Below are 15,760 nucleotides of genomic sequence, written 5' to 3' on the forward strand. Positions count from 1 at the left end.
GCGGATCTCTGTACGCTCGCGTACGTCTCCGAGCCTTCATTGGCTCACCATCCCGCGCCAGCAGACGAACATCGCTGGCCCGCTATGGACCAGTGGCGATGTTCGTCTAAAGATGGAGGACTACTTCGAAGCCGCGTTGTTGTTCGAAGAGCTGGACCCGGTCGTGCCCTGAGAGTTGGTTGTGGAGCCCGAGCCGGTCGTGGCCGTGTTCATGGCTTCGAACACGGACATGCCATGTGGACCGATCGTCATCACCATCGGATTGCCGTCCTTCGTCTTGGCCTGGACGACGAAGGATTCGGCAACGATCTTGATGTCGGTGAAACCTGCCTTCTTCAGATCATCCTGGATTTTCTGCACCACCGTGTTCTGGCCTGAGTTGGCGGCAGATGGAGAGGATGTCGCGGAATTGGTGCCACCTTGCGCGAATGCAGGACTAGAAGCCGCCGCTGTAAGCAAGACGGCCGCCAAAAGCGTGTTCTTCATTGCTGTCTCCTTTGGTTTTGATGAACACAGCTACAGCGCTGGCCAGCCCCAGACGTTCCGACTGGAGCCCTTTCGGCACCCGAAGTCAGTACGAGAGCGAACAGACGCGCGGACCAGGATTCCCCAAGGCTCTCCGGTGAATTTGCAGGAAGTAATTCAGGAGCGGACGGGCACGGCTTTTGAAACCAAGTCTCCTTCTCCAAACGCCAGTCGGCTGGCGTGGCTGAATATCTCGTAGCCATCGTTACGCGCGACCGCGACGAGCGTGACGCCGGCCCTCTCAGCGGTCTCGATCGCCAGCGAAGTCGGCGCCGATACGGCGACGAGGAGCGGCGCGCCCATTCTTGCGGTCTTTTGCACCAGCTCGACGGAGACCCGACTGGTGATAAGTACAGCTCCCTGTGACGTCTCCAGGCCGGCCCTGGCGACCGCTCCCGCGAGTTTGTCCAAGGCGTTATGGCGGCCGACATCTTCCTTTATCAATCGAATGGCACTGCCGTCCCAAAACGCCGCAGCGTGCATCGCCCCCGTCGCCTGGTTGTGATGCTGGAGCGGGCGCAGGGCGCGCATCGCTGTCAGGATGTCGAAGGGGCGAAATCCACCCTGGCTGACGATGCGCGGCGGCGGCGGGGAAGCTTGCTCCAGGCTTTCAATTCCGCATAGGCCGCAGCCGACCGGCCCGACCATGGCTCTTCGCCTGGTGGCAAGGCGATCACAATGGGAGTCGTCGAGCCAGATCCGCAACTCGCAACCGAGCTCGAGCTCGACGACGTCAACGCTGATGATGTCGTTGCAACGTTCGACAATGCCCTCGTTTAAGCTGAAGCCGACACCGAAATCTAGGAGGTCGGCGGGCGAGGCCATCATCACCGCATAAGTCGAGCCGTTGTAAGTGAGCGCGATCGGCCGCTCCTCTGCCACTCTGCGCCAGGACGGGATTGGTCGGCTGCCTCGCCACACCAGCTCCGGCTTGTCCAGTGTGCAGCGATCATCCATGTCCCGCTCCCGATTTGCGTCTGGCAACCTCTTCCGGCGAGCCGGGTTCCAGCTCGAGATTCCTTTGTACGGCAGCGCGCAAACTATCGTCGGCGCGGAGAGACAGAGGCTCACTTCCGTCCATGGCGTTGAGCACACTGCTGTTTTCGCGCGACCGTAGCTGTGCTTCCTCTGCTGTCAAACAACTCGGACCGAGGAACCCGCGTCACCAACATACGTTGCCGAGGCACAGGCTGGCCGGTTCCCGAAGAGAAGCAAGATCATGACGCGAGCACGCGAAGCTGGTGACGAGCCCCCCGAGAAGACGGTGGAATACGACGGTCCAGCTGGCGGATGGGGGTCGCTCGAAGGAATAGCCCGAATCTTCGGCAAGGAGTGGGACTCGCCGGGGGCCTTGAACACGCTCCGTCGCCAGAACAAGCCTAAAGGCTTCATGTGCGTTTCCTGTTCGTGGGCCAAGCCGGCCGACTATCACGCCTTCGAGTTCTGCGAGAATGGCGCCAAGGCTACTCTTTGGGAGCTGACCACGCGTCGATGCAAGCCGGATTTCTTCGGCAAGCATACGTTGACTGAGCTTCGCTCCTGGAACGACTACGATCTCGAACAGCAGGGACGGCTGACCGAGCCGCTGCGCTATGACAGCGCGACTGACCGTTACGTGCCATGTAGCTGGGAGGACGCATTCCAAGAAATCGGCGCGCAGCTGAAGGCGCTCGATCCGAAAACCGTAATTTTCTATTCGTCCGGGCGGGCGAGCCTCGAGACATCGTACCTGTACGCGCTGTTCGCGCGGGTCTACGGCAACAACAATTTGCCTGACAGTTCCAACATGTGCCACGAGACGACGTCCGTCGCGCTCAAGAAGCTGATCGGCGCGGGCGTAGGCACTGTGGTCTTCGACGATCTCAGCAACTGTGACGCGATGTTCTTTTTTGGTCAGAATACCGGGTCGAACAGTCCGCGGTTTTTGCATCCGTTGCAGGACGCAGCCAGGCGCGGCGTCCAGATCATCACCTTCAATCCAGTCCGCGAGAAAGGCCTCGAAACTTTCGTCAATCCACAAAATCCGACGGAGATGCTGACCGGCAAGGCGACTCAGATCAGCAGTCAGTATCACCAGGTGAAGGCCGGCGGCGACATTGCCGTCATCATGGGAATTTGCAAGCACGTCTTCGCCGCGGACGACGCAACCAAACAGCAGGGCAAGAGAGTTCTCGACGCCCCCTTCATCGAACAGCACACCCACGGCTTCGAAGCGTTCGAGGCCAAGGTCCGGGCAACGGACTGGAGCGAGATCGAGACCGCATCCGGTCTTAGCCGATCGGCCATCGAAGGCGCAGCTCAGGTCTATGTCGAGGCTGATCGCGTGATCGGGATCTACGGCATGGGCCTGACCCAGCACGTGCACGGTTTCGAGAACGTGGCGATGCTGGTGAACATGCTGCTCCTGAAGGGCAACATCGGACGAGATGGCACCGGCATCTCGCCCGTGCGTGGACACTCGAACGTCCAGGGCCAGCGCACCGTCGGCATCTCCGAGAAGCCTGAATTGGTCCCTCTCGACAAATACGCCAAGCAGTTCGGATTCGAGCCGCCACGCGACAAGGGCATGAACACCGTTGAGACCTGCGAAGGCGTCCTCGCCGGCAAGGTCAAGGCGTTCATCGGGCTCGGCGGTAATTTCGTCCGTGCCATTCCCGAGCGATCGAAGATGGAAGAAGCTTGGCGCGGACTGGAGCTGACGGTCCAGATTGCCACCAAGCTCAACCGCAGCCACCTCGTGCAGGGCAAGGCCGCCTATCTGTTGCCGTGCCTCGGCCGCACCGAAGAAGACATCCAGGCAAGCGGGCAGCAAGCCGTCAGCATGGAGGATACTTTCAGCTGCATCCAGGGCTCGATCGGGTTGCGCAAGCCGGCAAGCGAACACCTGAAATCGGAGGTGGCGATCGTCGCAGGTCTCGCCAAGGCGACCCTGCCCACGAACCCGAAGCTGAAATGGGACGAATGGGTCGGCAACTACGATCTCATTCGCAACGAGATCGCGGAGACCTACCCGGACCAATTCCACGCTTTCAATGAACGGATGTTCACGCCCGGCGGCTTTTATCGCGGCAACTCCGCGCGCGAGCGGATCTGGAAGACGGAAACCGGCAAGGCGGAATTTACTGCTCCGGAGACTCTCAGCTCCACCGGTTTCGCGGACGCCCCCGGCCGATTCCGGCTGCTCACGATGCGCAGCAATGACCAGTTCAATACCACGATCTACGGGTACAGCGACCGCCTGCGGGGAATCGAGGGCACACGGGATGTGCTGCTGATGAACCCCGAAGAGATTGCACGCGCCGGACTCCAGGATGGCCAGATGGTCTATCTCGTCAGCGACGCAGAAGACGGCATCGAGCGTGAAGTTGGGCCGCTCAAAGTGACGCCGTTCAAGCTGCCGGATGGATGCCTTGGAGCCTATTATCCGGAAATGAATCCCCTGATCCCGCTGTCGCACCACGACATCCATTCGAAGACGCCGGCCGCAAAGTCGGTACCGGTCCGAATTCGCCCGTGATTAAGGCGTGCGGCAGGGGGGCGATGAATGCAGCTTTTTCGTCCCGGCGCGAACACGATTGCGACGGTGGTGATCGCAGCGATTGGAGCGATGCCGGTGCTTGCGATGGGACTGTCCTATGAGGTGATGCGATCCCCTTACGTCACCAACCAGAACATCACGCGGAACCAGCCGGTGCCGTTTAGTCACGAGCATCACGTTTCTGGTCTCGGCCTAGACTGCCGCTATTGCCACACCTCGGTGGAGAAGGCGCGCTTCGCCGGCATCCCGCCGACCGAGACCTGCATGACCTGCCATTCGCAGATATGGACCAACGCGCAGATGCTCGCGCCGGTCCGCGAAAGTCTTGCCAAGAACCAGCCAATGGCCTGGGAGCGCGTGCACCGCCTCCCCGGCTACGTCTATTTTGATCATTCGGTCCATGTCGCAAAAGGGGTTGGGTGCACCACCTGTCACGGCGACGTGGGAGGGATGCGGCTGATGCGCCAGGCCGCGCCGCTGACGATGCAATGGTGTCTCGATTGTCACCGCGCTCCTGAACGTTACCTGCGTCCACGCGAAGCGGTTTTCGATCCAACCTGGCAGACCCCGAAGAACCAGGCCGAGGTCGGGCCCAAGCTTGCCGCAGGCTATCACATCAACACGGGTCATTTGACGGATTGCACGATATGCCACCGCTGAAGGAATTGCCGACGCGGCCAAATCCTGCCGGGCGCAGCAAGCTCAATCGCCGTCAGGCGCTCAACTTGCTGGCGACCGGCATTGCGGGTGGGCTCGCGGCTTGCAGCAAACCCGACGAGCAGATTCTGCCCTATGTCAGGATGCCGGAGCGCATCGTTCCCGGGGAACCGCTGAAATTCGCGACGACACTTCCGTTGGCGGGGATCGGTCGCGGCGTGGTCGTGACTTCAATTGACGGCAGGCCGATCAAAGTGGAAGGCAACCCGCGTCATCCGGGCAGCCTGGGTGCCACCGACGTTTTCGCTGAAGCAGCCGTTCTTTCGCTGTATGATCCCGACCGCTCGCGCACGATCCTGCACAATGGCGCGATTGCGCCGCGTGAAGCGTTGAACCGAGCGCTGATGGCCGAACTCTCCGAGACCCGCAGCAGCCAGGGTAAAGGCCTGCGCTTGTTGACCGGGCGAACCACCTCCCCGACTCTGCTGCGCCAGATCGATGGCCTGCTTCAAGAGTTTCCGGCCGCTTCGTGGCACGCGTACGATCCAACGGACGACGATAACGCGCATGAAGGCGGGCAGCTCGCTTATGGCCAACCTGTGCGCAGCATTGCCGATTTCGCAAAGGCCCGGGTGATCGTCGCGCTCGATGCCGATCCGCTCGGGCATGGCCCCGATCAGATACGGATTGGCCGCGGTTACGCAATCGGCCGCGGGGAGCCGAAGGCCTTCTCGCGTCTCTATTGCCTTGAGAGCGCACTCACGCTCACCGGAGCAAAGGCGGACGAACGTCTGGCGCTTCGTCCCGAGGCGATCGAGCGGTTCGCGGCGAGCCTCGCGCGGGAGCTCGGCGCGAGTGCAAGCGCCAGCGAACTTGTCGAGCGCGAGCGCCTGCTGCTTCGGAAGATCACGGCCGACTTGAACTCCCACAAGGGCGAGGCGCTCGTCATCGCGGGCCCGGCAATGTCTAGGGAAGTCCACGCATTGGTGCATTGGATCAATGCCCAGCTCGATGCGCCCGCTCGGCTCGTCGATCCCACTGATCGCACTCCATCCGGCAAGCAGGCGGGAACGCTTGATCAGCTCGCTGGCGATCTGGACTCCGGCCGCGTGCGTCAGCTCGTCATGATCGGCGTCAATCCCGCTTATGACGCACCATCCGATTTGCACTTCGGGGCCCGCGCACAGAAAGCGGCCTTTCGCCTTCATATGGGCGAGTACGCCGACGAAACCGCGGCTATCGCCAACTGGCATGTCCCGCAAAGCCATCGTCTCGAAACATGGTCGGATTTACGGGCCGGCGACGGGACGGCCAGCATCATACAGCCTCTGATCAAGCCGCTGTACGAGAGCTTCAGCGAGCACGAGCTTCTCGCCTGGCTGAGCGGCGCAGAAGACGCGGGCGCTTACGAATTGGTGCGGCAGACCTGGCCGACCGCGGCCGCTGCGGATTTCGAGGCATGGTGGCAGCGCGTGCTGCACGACGGGATCATTGCAGGAAGCGGCGCCACTGCTGTTTCCCTCGCTGCTCCGCTCCTGCCGACACTCGCAGATCCCGAACCTCACGACAAGCGCGCTGACGAGATCAGCCTGGTTCTGCGCCCTGATCCTTGCCTCTGGGATGGCTCATACGCCAACAACGCTTGGCTCCAGGAGTGTCCGAAACCGCTCAGCAAGCAGGTCTGGGGCAATGCGCTCGCGCTGCATCCGGATGAGGCAACCCGCCTCGGTGTCACGTCCGGCGACGTCGTCACGGTCGCCGCGAACGGCCGATCAATCGAGGTGCCGGTGCTGACTGAACCTGGGATGGCCATGGGCGTCGGCGCGCTCACGCTCGGCGGGGGGCGGCAGAAGGCCGGCGCGATCGGCAATGGGGTCGGTGCCAACGCCTATACACTCCGGACGTCCGGGCACCGATGGCACCTTCCGCAGGTCTCGATCCAGCCGACGGGGCGCCGCGAGCCGATCCTTACGACGCAGAACATCGTCCGGACGCCGGAAGATGTGCGCGAACTCTATCCGCTGTCTCAGCTCGGCCAGCCGCTGCCAGGGCCAGTCGACCCGGATCCACCCAGCCTGATGCCGCCGGCCGTGAAGCCCGGCGACGGGCATGCCTGGGCGATGGTGATCGATACTTCGGTCTGCATCGGCTGCAATGCCTGCGTGGTCTCCTGCCAAGCCGAGAACAACGTCCCTGTGGTCGGTCCCGAGCAGGTTGCGATGGGGCGCGACATGCACTGGATGCGCGTCGATGGCTACGATCATGGCTCGGCGAACAGTCCGCAGATCGGCTTTCAGCCGGTGCCGTGCATGCATTGCGAGCACGCGCCGTGCGAGCCCGTCTGTCCTGTCGCCGCATCCGTTCACGACAGTGAGGGCCTCAACGCGCAGGTCTATAATCGCTGCATCGGCACCCGCTTCTGCGAGGCGAACTGCCCTTACAAGGTCCGTCGCTTCAACTTCTTCGGTTATGCCGACGGCGAGGAATACGGTAATCTCGGCGCGGAATCCTATCGCGGGCAGAAGAACCCCGAGGTGACCGTTCGCGCGCGCGGCGTGATGGAGAAGTGCACCTACTGTGTCCAGCGGATCAGCGGGGCCAGGCGCACGGCGGAACGTGAGAACCGTCCACTCGGTCCTGATGAAGTACGAACGGCTTGCCAGAGTGCCTGTCCGACCCGCGCCATCAGCTTCGGAGACCTGAACCAGGCTGACGCAGAGATCAACCACAGGAAAGCCGACCGGCGCCACTATGCCTTGCTCGGCCACCTCGGCACGCGGCCGCGCACCACCTATCTTGCCGACGTGCGCAATCCCGCACCTTCGGAGCCGGAGGGGCGGACATGAGCGAAGTTCTCCGTCCCCAGCATCCACCGGCGCATCGATGGATCTCGGCCGCGCGGGCGAGCGACGCCGCAGTTACCCAGGCGGTGGCAGATCCGCTCTTCACCGGGTTCGGCAAAACATGGTGGCTGGCGCTGCTGATCACCCTGCCGTTCGTGCTCTGGCTGTTCGTTGCAATCGCGTGGCTGTTCTACCAGGGCATCGGCATCTGGGGCATCAACTCCACCATCGTCTGGGGAGTCGCGATCGCCAACTACGTCTGGTGGATCGGAATCGGCAATGCCGGCACGCTGATTTCGGCGATGCTGCTGCTGACCCGGCAAAGATGGCGCGCCTCGATCAATCGCTTCGCGGAAGCCATGACGCTGTTTGCGGTTGCGATCGCCGGGCTGATGCCGATCGTTCACCTCGGTCGACCAATCTACGCCTATTGGCTCGCGCCCTATCCGAACACCATGGCGCTCTGGCCGCAATGGCGCAGCGCCCTGGTGTGGGACTTCTGGGCCATCGTGAGCTACCTGCTGTTCTCCATTCTGTTCTGGTATGTCAGCCTGATCCCCGACCTTGCGACCATGCGCGACCGCACGCCCCGCCGTGCCGGCCAACTGCTCTACGGCGCATTTGCGCTCGGATGGCGCGGCTCGTCGCGCGAGTGGTCGCGGCTGCAGACACTGCATACCACGATGGCCGCCCTCGGCGTGCCTCTGGTCTGCTCGGTGCACTCGATCGTCGGTCTCGACTTCGCGGCGAGCCTGATGCCCGGTTGGCAGGAGAGCATCTTCCCACCCTACTTCGTCGTCGGCGCAATGTACTCCGGTTTCGCGATGGTCGTGGTGCTGGCGGCGGCGATCCGCTGGGGCCTCAGCCTTCAGGCGATCATCACCCGCCGCCACTTCGAGGTGATGGCCCGCATCCTGCTGATGGCCTCCATCGTCATGTTCTATTCCTATGCGACTGAGTGGTTCATGGGCTGGTACGGCGGTGAGCATGCCGACCGTGAGGTGGTGCGCTTCGAGTTCACTGGGACCTACGCGCCGCTGTACTGGGCCTTGCTGGCCTGCAACTGCCTGATCCCGCAGTTGCTATGGTGGCCCTTCGCGCGACGGTCGCTCTTCATTCTGATTCCTGTTGCTATCGCGATCAACATAGGCATGTGGCTCGAGCGCATCCTCATCGTCTGGAACACGCTTTCGCACGGTTACATGCCGTCTTTGTGGCGGACGTTTCACTTCACGTTCTGGGACTGGAGCTTTCTTGTCGCGCCGCTCGGCCTGTTCGCCTTCCTGTTCCTGATCTTCATGAGGCTCGTCCCGAGCATATCAATGTTCGACGTGCGCGAGCTCGCCCATCAGGAGGCCGCGGCATGACGGCCAAGCTTGTGGCGGAATTTCTCGACGGTGAAGCGCTGAAGGCGGCCCTAGAGCGCGTGCGTAGCGCGGGACACGCCGCACTCGAAGCATTCGCGCCGTATCCGATCGAAGGGCTCGCCGAACAGCTTGGGCAGGGCCGATCCGCAATTCGCGGTGTGATGCTCGCCGGCGGTCTCGGAGCTGCAGCATTCGCCTTCGCATTGCAATGGTACAGCGCCGTGATCGACTATCCCATCAACAGCGGCGGCCGGCCACTGAACTCCTGGCAGGTGTTCCTGCTGGTGCCGTTTGAGGTCGGTGTCCTCGCGGCGGCGCTCGCCGGCGCCATCACCTTTCTTTGGTCGTGCCGCCTGCCTCGTCTGCACGATGCAATGTTCGAGATTCCGGGCTTCGAACGCGCAACGCAGGATCGCTACTTCCTGCTGGCCGCTTCTGACGGCGACCCGAACGAGCTGAGAACAGTCCTCCGCGACGCCGGCGCCGTCGCGGTCACGGAGCTGCGCACGCCATGACCGCCCGCGCGCTGCCATGGCTGCTGTTGCTGTCATCGGCGCTCGCCGGCTGTGGCGATCATTCCATGTCTCAGCAGAATCGCTACGCCACGTTCTCGAAGGCTGCGCTGTTCAAGGATGGCACCGAAGCCCAGGCCTTACCGCAAGGGGTCGTCGCACAGGGCGATCTCGACCGTTTGCAGCAGATCACCAAGCCGCCCGCGGTTGACATGGCGCTGCTCGCCCGCGGCCACGAGCGCTACGATATCTATTGCTCCCCGTGTCACGGGTTCTCCGGCCACGGCGATGGCATGATCGTGCAGCGTGGCTTTCCTGCTCCGCCCTCCTACCATTCCGCCCGCCTCCGCTCGGCCGATGCTCAACACTTCTTCGACGTGATCACCCATGGCTACGGCGCGATGTATTCCTATGCCGCGCGCGTCGAGCCGCGCGACCGCTGGGCCATCATCGCCTACATCCGCGCGCTGCAGCAGTCGCAACACGCCGACGTCGCCGACGTCCCGGAGCTGAGGAGCAAGCTGCCGTGACCGCCGTGCTCCGCCGCCCTGCCCTGAGAGCAATCGGGACGCCGCGAATTGCAGCGGGCCTCGTGGTGATCTTGCTCGCATCTGGGCTCGTGCTCGCGGCCGGGAGGGTCGGCCCCTATCCGAGCCTGCTCCAGGGCTGGCTCTTGGGATTTGCGATCTGGAGCTGCGCCCCCATCGGCAGCATGACCCTGCTGCTGATTCATCGCTTGACCGGCGGCCGCTGGGGCTTTGCGGCCGCACCGGTGCTGCGACCCCTCGCAATCATGGTGCCCCTCGTCGCCATCGCCTTCATCCCCGTTCTCGCCGGACTGACTGACATCTACCCCTGGGCCGCGGATGCCAGCCAGATCAAGCCCGACATCGCGCGCTGGTACCTCGGCCCGCCGTGGTTTGTCCTGCGTGCCGGGATCGCATTGATCGGATGGTCCGTGCTCGGAGTGACTTTCGGTCTCGGACGAGGTGGACGGCTACTGGCCGCGCTCGGACTTGCATTCTTCGGGCTTACCATCAGCATGGTTGCGGTCGATTGGTTCCTCTCCGTCGAGCCGCACTACGTTTCCACCGCCTTCGCCTCCATGGTTGCAATACAGCAGCTGCTCGCCGCGCTTGCAGTTGTCGCTGTGCTTGCAACGACCAATTTCGAAGATAGAGCGCTGAGCGATATCGGCAACCTTTTGATCGCGACAGTGCTGGGCGTCGTCTACCTCGAATACATGACATATGTGGTGGCCTGGTACGGCGATCTGCCTCACAAGGCCGAGTGGTTCCTGAGGCGCAGCACGGACGCATGGACGGGCATTCTGCTCGTGACATTCGTCACCGGAGCCGTGCTTCCATTTGCGATGTTGCTGTTCGAGGGCGTGCGCGGCAGCCCTGCAGGCTTGCGCATCGTCGGCCTTTTGCTGCTCTTCGGGACGGTCATGCATTTCGCTTGGCTGCTAGTGCCCGCATTTCCGGCGCAAGCTCCTGTTGCACTCACGGCTCTGGGCGCTCTCCTGACCTTGACGATAGGTTCTGTCCTCTTTGGGCAGGGCATCGCATCCGCGGAGGTGCGCCATGCCGAATGAGGAGATGGGCAGCCGCGCGCTTCCGCAACCGGCCGGCATTCACAACCGTGCCGTTCTCGTCGTCGTGGGTAGCTTCCTGCTCTTCGTGGGGGCCGCGATTGCGGGAATGCTGCTATTCCTGAATACCCAAGCACCGGGCGCACTCACCCCACGCGCAGAGCGCCGGTTTCCCTCGCCGGAGCTCCAGACCTCTCCGGAGGACGACCTGACCCGGTTCGAGGCCGTACAGCGCGCCAAGCTCTCCAATTATGCCTGGATCGATCGCGACCACAACATTGCCAGCATCCCGATCGATGAGGCGATGCAGCTCGTCTCTGGACGCGGCCAGCACGCCTACGATGCCCTCGAGGCAGCGCCCGCCTCGACGCCTGGTGCAGGTGGAGGCAATCCATGAGGCAGGCCATCGTTGTCTTGGCGCTTGCGCTCTGGCCGGGGCTCGCGCATGCCGGTTTGACCGAGCAGCAGATCGGGCGCGTCGGCTTCGATCCTCCTCAGGGCGCGCACGTTCCGTTATCCCTGCAGTTTAGGGCGATCGGCGGTGACACCGTCACCCTTCGCGATGCGATCGACGGACGTCCGACCCTGCTCCTTCCAGCGGACTTCACCTGCAAGCAGATTTGCGGGCCGGCGCTGACGATCGCAAGCTCGGCGCTGCAGCAGACCGGGCTTGTCGCAGGACGCGACTACAGCCTTGTCGTTGTCGGCATCGATCCGCGCGACACCATTGACGATGCCCGCCGCTTTACCCAGGGGCAGATCGGGGGCGCAGGAACATCGGTCCTGAGAGGATCACAGGAGACCGTTGCCGCGCTGCTCGGTGCAATCGGCTACCATACCGAAATCGACGACAAGCATGACGCGATTGCGCATCCGGCAGCCTTCGTCACGCTCGCGCCCGACGGACGGGTCGTCCGCGGGCTGTCCAGCCTCGCGCTGCAGCCCGTTGATATTCGCCTCGCTCTGTTGGAAGCCGGTGACGGTCGGATCGGCGGACTTTCCGGCCGCGTCGCGCTGCTCTGCTACGGATTTGACGCGGTGCACGGCATCTACACCCGCAGGATCACCGTCATTCTGCAGATTGTCGGGGCCTCCACGGTTGCCATCATGGCCGCCTTCATCGGACTGATGCTGGTCCGCAGCAGAGGTCGCGGAGCGTCGGCATGAACTCGCTGTTCAGGCTGCCGGAAGCGAGCACGCACGCCGTCACGGTGGACCACATCTTCTATCTGTTGCTCGTCCTGTCCGGCGCAACCGTGGTCCTCGTGTTCGGCCTCATCCTGCTGTTTGCTGTCCGGTACCGCCGCGGATCAGCTGCCAAGCGCGGCCCGATGCCTGAGATTCTCAGCCGCGAGTTCGAAATCGGTTGGACGGTCGCGACGTTGCTGACGTTCGCCTTCCTATTCTGGTGGGCATCTTCTGCTGACCTCAGCAGCCTTGCCGCGCCCACGGGAGCACTTGAAATTCACGTCGTCGCCAAGCAGTGGATGTGGAAGACGCAGCATTCAAACGGCGCGCGTGAGATCAATGCCCTGCACGTGCCGCTGGAAAAACCAGTCCATCTCCTGATGAGCTCGCAGGACGTGATCCATTCCTTCTTCGTCCCCGCGTTCCGGGTCAAGAAGGACGTGCTGCCCGGACGGGACACCGATCTCTGGTTCCAGGCCAGCAAAACCGGCACCTTTCCACTGCTCTGCGCTGAATATTGCGGCACCAACCATTCCGTGATGCAAGGCAAGATCGTCGTCATGCGGCAGGACGACTATGCCAAATGGCTGGTGCAGCAGCCGGAGGGCGACGACCTTGCCCATGAGGGCGCCAAACTGTTCGTATCGCAGGGATGCTCGGGCTGCCACGCCGGCTCCTCGAACGTCCACGCGCCGCGCCTGGCGGGTCTTTACGGCCGCGCAGTGCAGCTGGCGGATGGACGCACCGTCTCCGCGAACGATGCCTACATCCGCGATTCGATCCTGCAGCCGAAGCGCGACGTCGTGGCCGGCTTCGAGCCGATCATGCCGAGCTTCAAAGGGCTGCTCGACGACGGAGAGATCCAGAGCCTGACCGCCTATATCCGCTCGCTCAGGGAGGAGCAGCAAAATGACTGACGCCCTGCTCGCCGGAGAGCTGCCTCTGCCGCCGCGCCCCGACTATCTGCGCCACGGGTCGACGATCTCGTCCTGGCTTGCCACGACAGACCACAAGCGCATTGCAATCCTTTACGCCATCACCATCACGTTCTTCTTTTTTCTGGGAGGCGCCGCAATCACCGCCGTTCGGCTCGAGTTGTTCCAGCCGAACGGATGGCTGTTGACGTCGGACACTTACAACAAGCTGTTCTCGTTCCACGGTATCATCATGGTCTGGTTCTTCCTGGTGCCGTCGATCCCGAATACGTTCGGCAATTTCCTGCTGCCGCTGATGATCGGAGCGCCTGACGTCGCCTTTCCGCGCCTCAATCTTTTCAGCTGGTATTTGACCGTCGCTGCCGGCGCTTTCACCGTTTATGCCCTTGTCGCCGGTGGCGTCGACACCGGCTGGACGTTCTATACGCCTTATTCGTCGATGTTTTCCAATACCCACGTCTTCGCGGCCGCCGCCGGCGTGTTCGTCGTCGGCTTCGCCAGCATCGCCACCGGCGTGAACTTCATCGCGACCACCCACATGCTGCGCGCTCCCGGCATGACCTGGTTCCGGCTGCCGCTGTTCGTCTGGGCGATCTACGCGACGTCGCTGATCATGGTGCTTGCCACCCCGGTGCTCGCCATCTCGCTCCTGCTCGTGATCGCGGAGCGCGTGCTGGGCTTGCCGATCTTCGATCCGGCTCGCGGCGGCGATCCGATCCTGTTCCAGCACCTGTTTTGGTTCTACTCGCACCCGGCGGTTTACATCATGGTGCTGCCGGCCATGGGCGTCGTGTCCGAAATCATCCCGTGCTTCGCGAGGCGGCGCATTTTCGGATACGATTTCATGGTCTACGCCATGCTTGCGATTGCGGGCGTCGGGTTCTTCGTCTGGGGCCACCACATGTTCGTCTCCGGACAGTCGGCCCTTGCCAGCCTGGTGTTCTCCTTCCTGTCCTTCATCATCGCCGTGCCGTCGGCAATCAAAGTTTTCAACTGGACCGCTTCGCTGTATCGCGGCCAGATCAGCTTCGAATCGCCGATGCTGTACGCGCTTGGCTTCGTCGGTCTGTTTACGACCGGCGGGCTCTCCGGACTGTTCCTCGCGTCGATCCCGGTGGATATCCATGTCACCGACACCTACTTCGTCGTCGCGCACTTCCACTACATCATGGTGGGCGGCTCGGTATCCGCCTTCTTTGCCGGGCTCCACTTCTGGTGGCCCAAGGTTACGGGCAAGCTCTACCCGGAGAGCTGGGCGAAGTTCGCGGCCATCCTGATGTATGCCGGATTCAACATGACATTCCTGCCGCAATTCTTTGCCGGGTACCTCGGCATGCCGCGCCGCTATCATACCTATCCGGCGGAGTTTCAGATCTACAACGTCATGTCGTCTGCGGGAGCGGCAGTCCTCGCCATCGCCTACTTGTTGCCTCTGGGATATCTCACCTGGTCCCTGTTCTACGGCGGAAACGCCGCGAAGAATCCTTGGGGCGCGACAGGCCTGGAGTGGACCACGGGTTCTCCGCCTCCCCCGAAGAATTTTGACAGGCAGCCCCGCGTAGATCGCGGACCCTATGATTACCACGCCGAAGGTATGTCGGCCGGAACCGATCCTCCCGAAATGCAAAACGCAAGAGAAACGCGATGAGCGACGAAAGCGCACTGCTGAGAGAACCCTGGTCGAATTTCGGCCGGCAGCGCGAGGCAGGTAAGTTCGGCATCTGGGTCTTCCTCGCCAGCGAAACGCTGTTCTTTGGAGCCTTGATGCTGACCTACACGGTTTGTCGAGTCGAGCATCCGGAGGCGTTCGCTGTAGCCGGGAGGGAGACAAATATCTGGTACGGCACGATCAACACCGCCGTGCTGTTGACCAGCAGCCTCACCATGGCGATCGCCGCGCAGGCGGCGGAGGAGTCGGCACCACTGCGGCGGCTCGTCCTCGCGTGCCTCATGCTCACCGCGATGCTCGGGCTCGCGTTCATCGTCATCAAGGGCTTCGAGTACAAGGAGGACATTGACAAGCAGCTCGTGCCGGGAGCCGGGTTTGCATTGTCTCAGCCCGGAGCGCAGCTGTTTTACGGATTTTATTGGCTGGTCACGGGCGTCCACGCGATCCACCTTTCCATCGGGATTGCTCTCGTGAGCCGCTTGTTCTGGGTGCTGCTCCGGCGCCAACTTCCGGCCAAAGATAATCCCGAAATCGAGGTCACAGCCCTCTACTGGCATCTAGTCGATATCGTATGGATCTTCCTCTATCCGCTGATCTATTTGCCGGGGCGCGCATCATGAGCAGGCCGGGCGAATCAGGTGGTATTGTGCGCCGCCTATGGGCGAGGAACCTCTTGATCTGGGCAGCGCTCCTCGCACTCCTCGTGCTCAGCCTCCTCGCCGCCTATGTTCCCATGGGCCGAATGACAACAGCCAGCGGCATCATCATTGCGGGGGTGAAATCGACCCTCGTCGTCTTGCTCTTCATGGAACTCGCCTCAGCGAAGCCGCTGGTCCGGATCGCGGCGATCTCGGGGCTTGTTTTCGTGATCGCGATGTTCGCATTGACCTTCGCTGATGTTCTCGCACGCATCTGACGCACGGGAGCAAAGC

At 62.6% G+C, this 15,760-nt stretch carries 15 protein-coding genes; 13 read left to right on the forward strand and 2 right to left on the reverse strand.

Features of this window, described 5'->3' with window-relative positions; genetic code table 11:
* Nucleotides 1–120 precede the first annotated feature (120 nt).
* Nucleotides 121–486, reverse strand: coding sequence for a hypothetical protein (locus ABIB91_RS13800; protein WP_354161764.1), 366 nt, complete (start codon nucleotides 484–486; stop codon nucleotides 121–123).
* Between the two features lie 156 nt (nucleotides 487–642).
* Nucleotides 643–1,482 (reverse strand): formate dehydrogenase accessory sulfurtransferase FdhD, encoded by an 840-nt coding sequence (gene fdhD, locus ABIB91_RS13805; RefSeq protein WP_354161766.1) that lies wholly within the window; start codon nucleotides 1,480–1,482, stop codon nucleotides 643–645.
* A 262-nt stretch (nucleotides 1,483–1,744) separates the two neighbouring features.
* On the opposite strand from fdhD, the gene ABIB91_RS13810 reads away from it, so the two are divergent.
* The 13 genes from ABIB91_RS13810 to ABIB91_RS13870 are packed head-to-tail and all read left to right on the forward strand — an operon-like array spanning nucleotide 1,745 to nucleotide 15,744.
* The gene (locus ABIB91_RS13810) at nucleotides 1,745–4,042 is read left to right on the forward strand and encodes an FdhF/YdeP family oxidoreductase (RefSeq protein ID WP_354161769.1); all 2,298 of its coding nucleotides are present in this window, start codon (nucleotides 1,745–1,747) and stop codon (nucleotides 4,040–4,042) included.
* A 27-nt stretch (nucleotides 4,043–4,069) separates the two neighbouring features.
* A complete protein-coding gene (locus tag ABIB91_RS13815; RefSeq protein WP_354161771.1) occupies nucleotides 4,070–4,723 on the forward strand; it encodes a cytochrome c3 family protein in 654 nt (217 codons plus the stop codon).
* Complete coding sequence (locus tag ABIB91_RS13820; RefSeq protein WP_354161774.1) at nucleotides 4,711–7,566, forward strand: 4Fe-4S dicluster domain-containing protein; 2,856 nt, start codon at nucleotides 4,711–4,713, stop codon at nucleotides 7,564–7,566. The genes ABIB91_RS13815 and ABIB91_RS13820 overlap by 13 nt, the downstream gene beginning before the upstream one ends.
* Nucleotides 7,563–8,930, forward strand: a complete 1,368-nt coding sequence (nrfD, locus tag ABIB91_RS13825; RefSeq protein ID WP_354161777.1) for an NrfD/PsrC family molybdoenzyme membrane anchor subunit — start codon at nucleotides 7,563–7,565, stop codon at nucleotides 8,928–8,930. The genes ABIB91_RS13820 and nrfD overlap by 4 nt, the downstream gene beginning before the upstream one ends.
* On the forward strand, nucleotides 8,927–9,445 hold the full coding sequence (locus ABIB91_RS13830; protein ID WP_354161780.1) for a DUF3341 domain-containing protein: 519 nt from the start codon (nucleotides 8,927–8,929) through the stop codon (nucleotides 9,443–9,445). The genes nrfD and ABIB91_RS13830 overlap by 4 nt, the downstream gene beginning before the upstream one ends.
* Nucleotides 9,442–9,972, forward strand: coding sequence for a c-type cytochrome (locus ABIB91_RS13835; RefSeq protein WP_354161782.1), 531 nt, complete (start codon nucleotides 9,442–9,444; stop codon nucleotides 9,970–9,972). Before ABIB91_RS13830 ends, ABIB91_RS13835 begins: the two co-directional genes overlap by 4 nt.
* Nucleotides 9,969–11,039, forward strand: a complete 1,071-nt coding sequence (locus ABIB91_RS13840) for a hypothetical protein (RefSeq protein ID WP_354161785.1) — start codon at nucleotides 9,969–9,971, stop codon at nucleotides 11,037–11,039. The genes ABIB91_RS13835 and ABIB91_RS13840 overlap by 4 nt, the downstream gene beginning before the upstream one ends.
* Nucleotides 11,029–11,433: a hypothetical protein gene (locus ABIB91_RS13845; protein ID WP_354161788.1), complete on the forward strand. Its 405-nt coding sequence runs from the start codon at nucleotides 11,029–11,031 to the stop codon at nucleotides 11,431–11,433. Before ABIB91_RS13840 ends, ABIB91_RS13845 begins: the two co-directional genes overlap by 11 nt.
* A complete protein-coding gene (locus ABIB91_RS13850) occupies nucleotides 11,430–12,203 on the forward strand; it encodes an SCO family protein (RefSeq protein ID WP_354161791.1) in 774 nt (257 codons plus the stop codon). Before ABIB91_RS13845 ends, ABIB91_RS13850 begins: the two co-directional genes overlap by 4 nt.
* Entirely contained in the window at nucleotides 12,200–13,141 is a 942-nt protein-coding gene (gene coxB, locus ABIB91_RS13855) for a cytochrome c oxidase subunit II (RefSeq protein ID WP_354161793.1), read from the forward strand. The genes ABIB91_RS13850 and coxB overlap by 4 nt, the downstream gene beginning before the upstream one ends.
* On the forward strand, nucleotides 13,134–14,807 hold the full coding sequence (locus ABIB91_RS13860; RefSeq protein ID WP_354161796.1) for a cytochrome c oxidase subunit I: 1,674 nt from the start codon (nucleotides 13,134–13,136) through the stop codon (nucleotides 14,805–14,807). Before coxB ends, ABIB91_RS13860 begins: the two co-directional genes overlap by 8 nt.
* Nucleotides 14,804–15,448 (forward strand): cytochrome c oxidase subunit 3 family protein, encoded by a 645-nt coding sequence (locus tag ABIB91_RS13865; protein WP_354161798.1) that lies wholly within the window; start codon nucleotides 14,804–14,806, stop codon nucleotides 15,446–15,448. Before ABIB91_RS13860 ends, ABIB91_RS13865 begins: the two co-directional genes overlap by 4 nt.
* On the forward strand, nucleotides 15,445–15,744 hold the full coding sequence (locus ABIB91_RS13870; protein ID WP_354161801.1) for a cytochrome C oxidase subunit IV family protein: 300 nt from the start codon (nucleotides 15,445–15,447) through the stop codon (nucleotides 15,742–15,744). Before ABIB91_RS13865 ends, ABIB91_RS13870 begins: the two co-directional genes overlap by 4 nt.
* The last annotated feature ends 16 nt before the right edge of the window (nucleotides 15,745–15,760 follow it).

The organism is Bradyrhizobium sp. JR4.3 (assembly GCF_040547695.1).
GTDB lineage: Bacteria > Pseudomonadota > Alphaproteobacteria > Rhizobiales > Xanthobacteraceae > Bradyrhizobium > Bradyrhizobium canariense.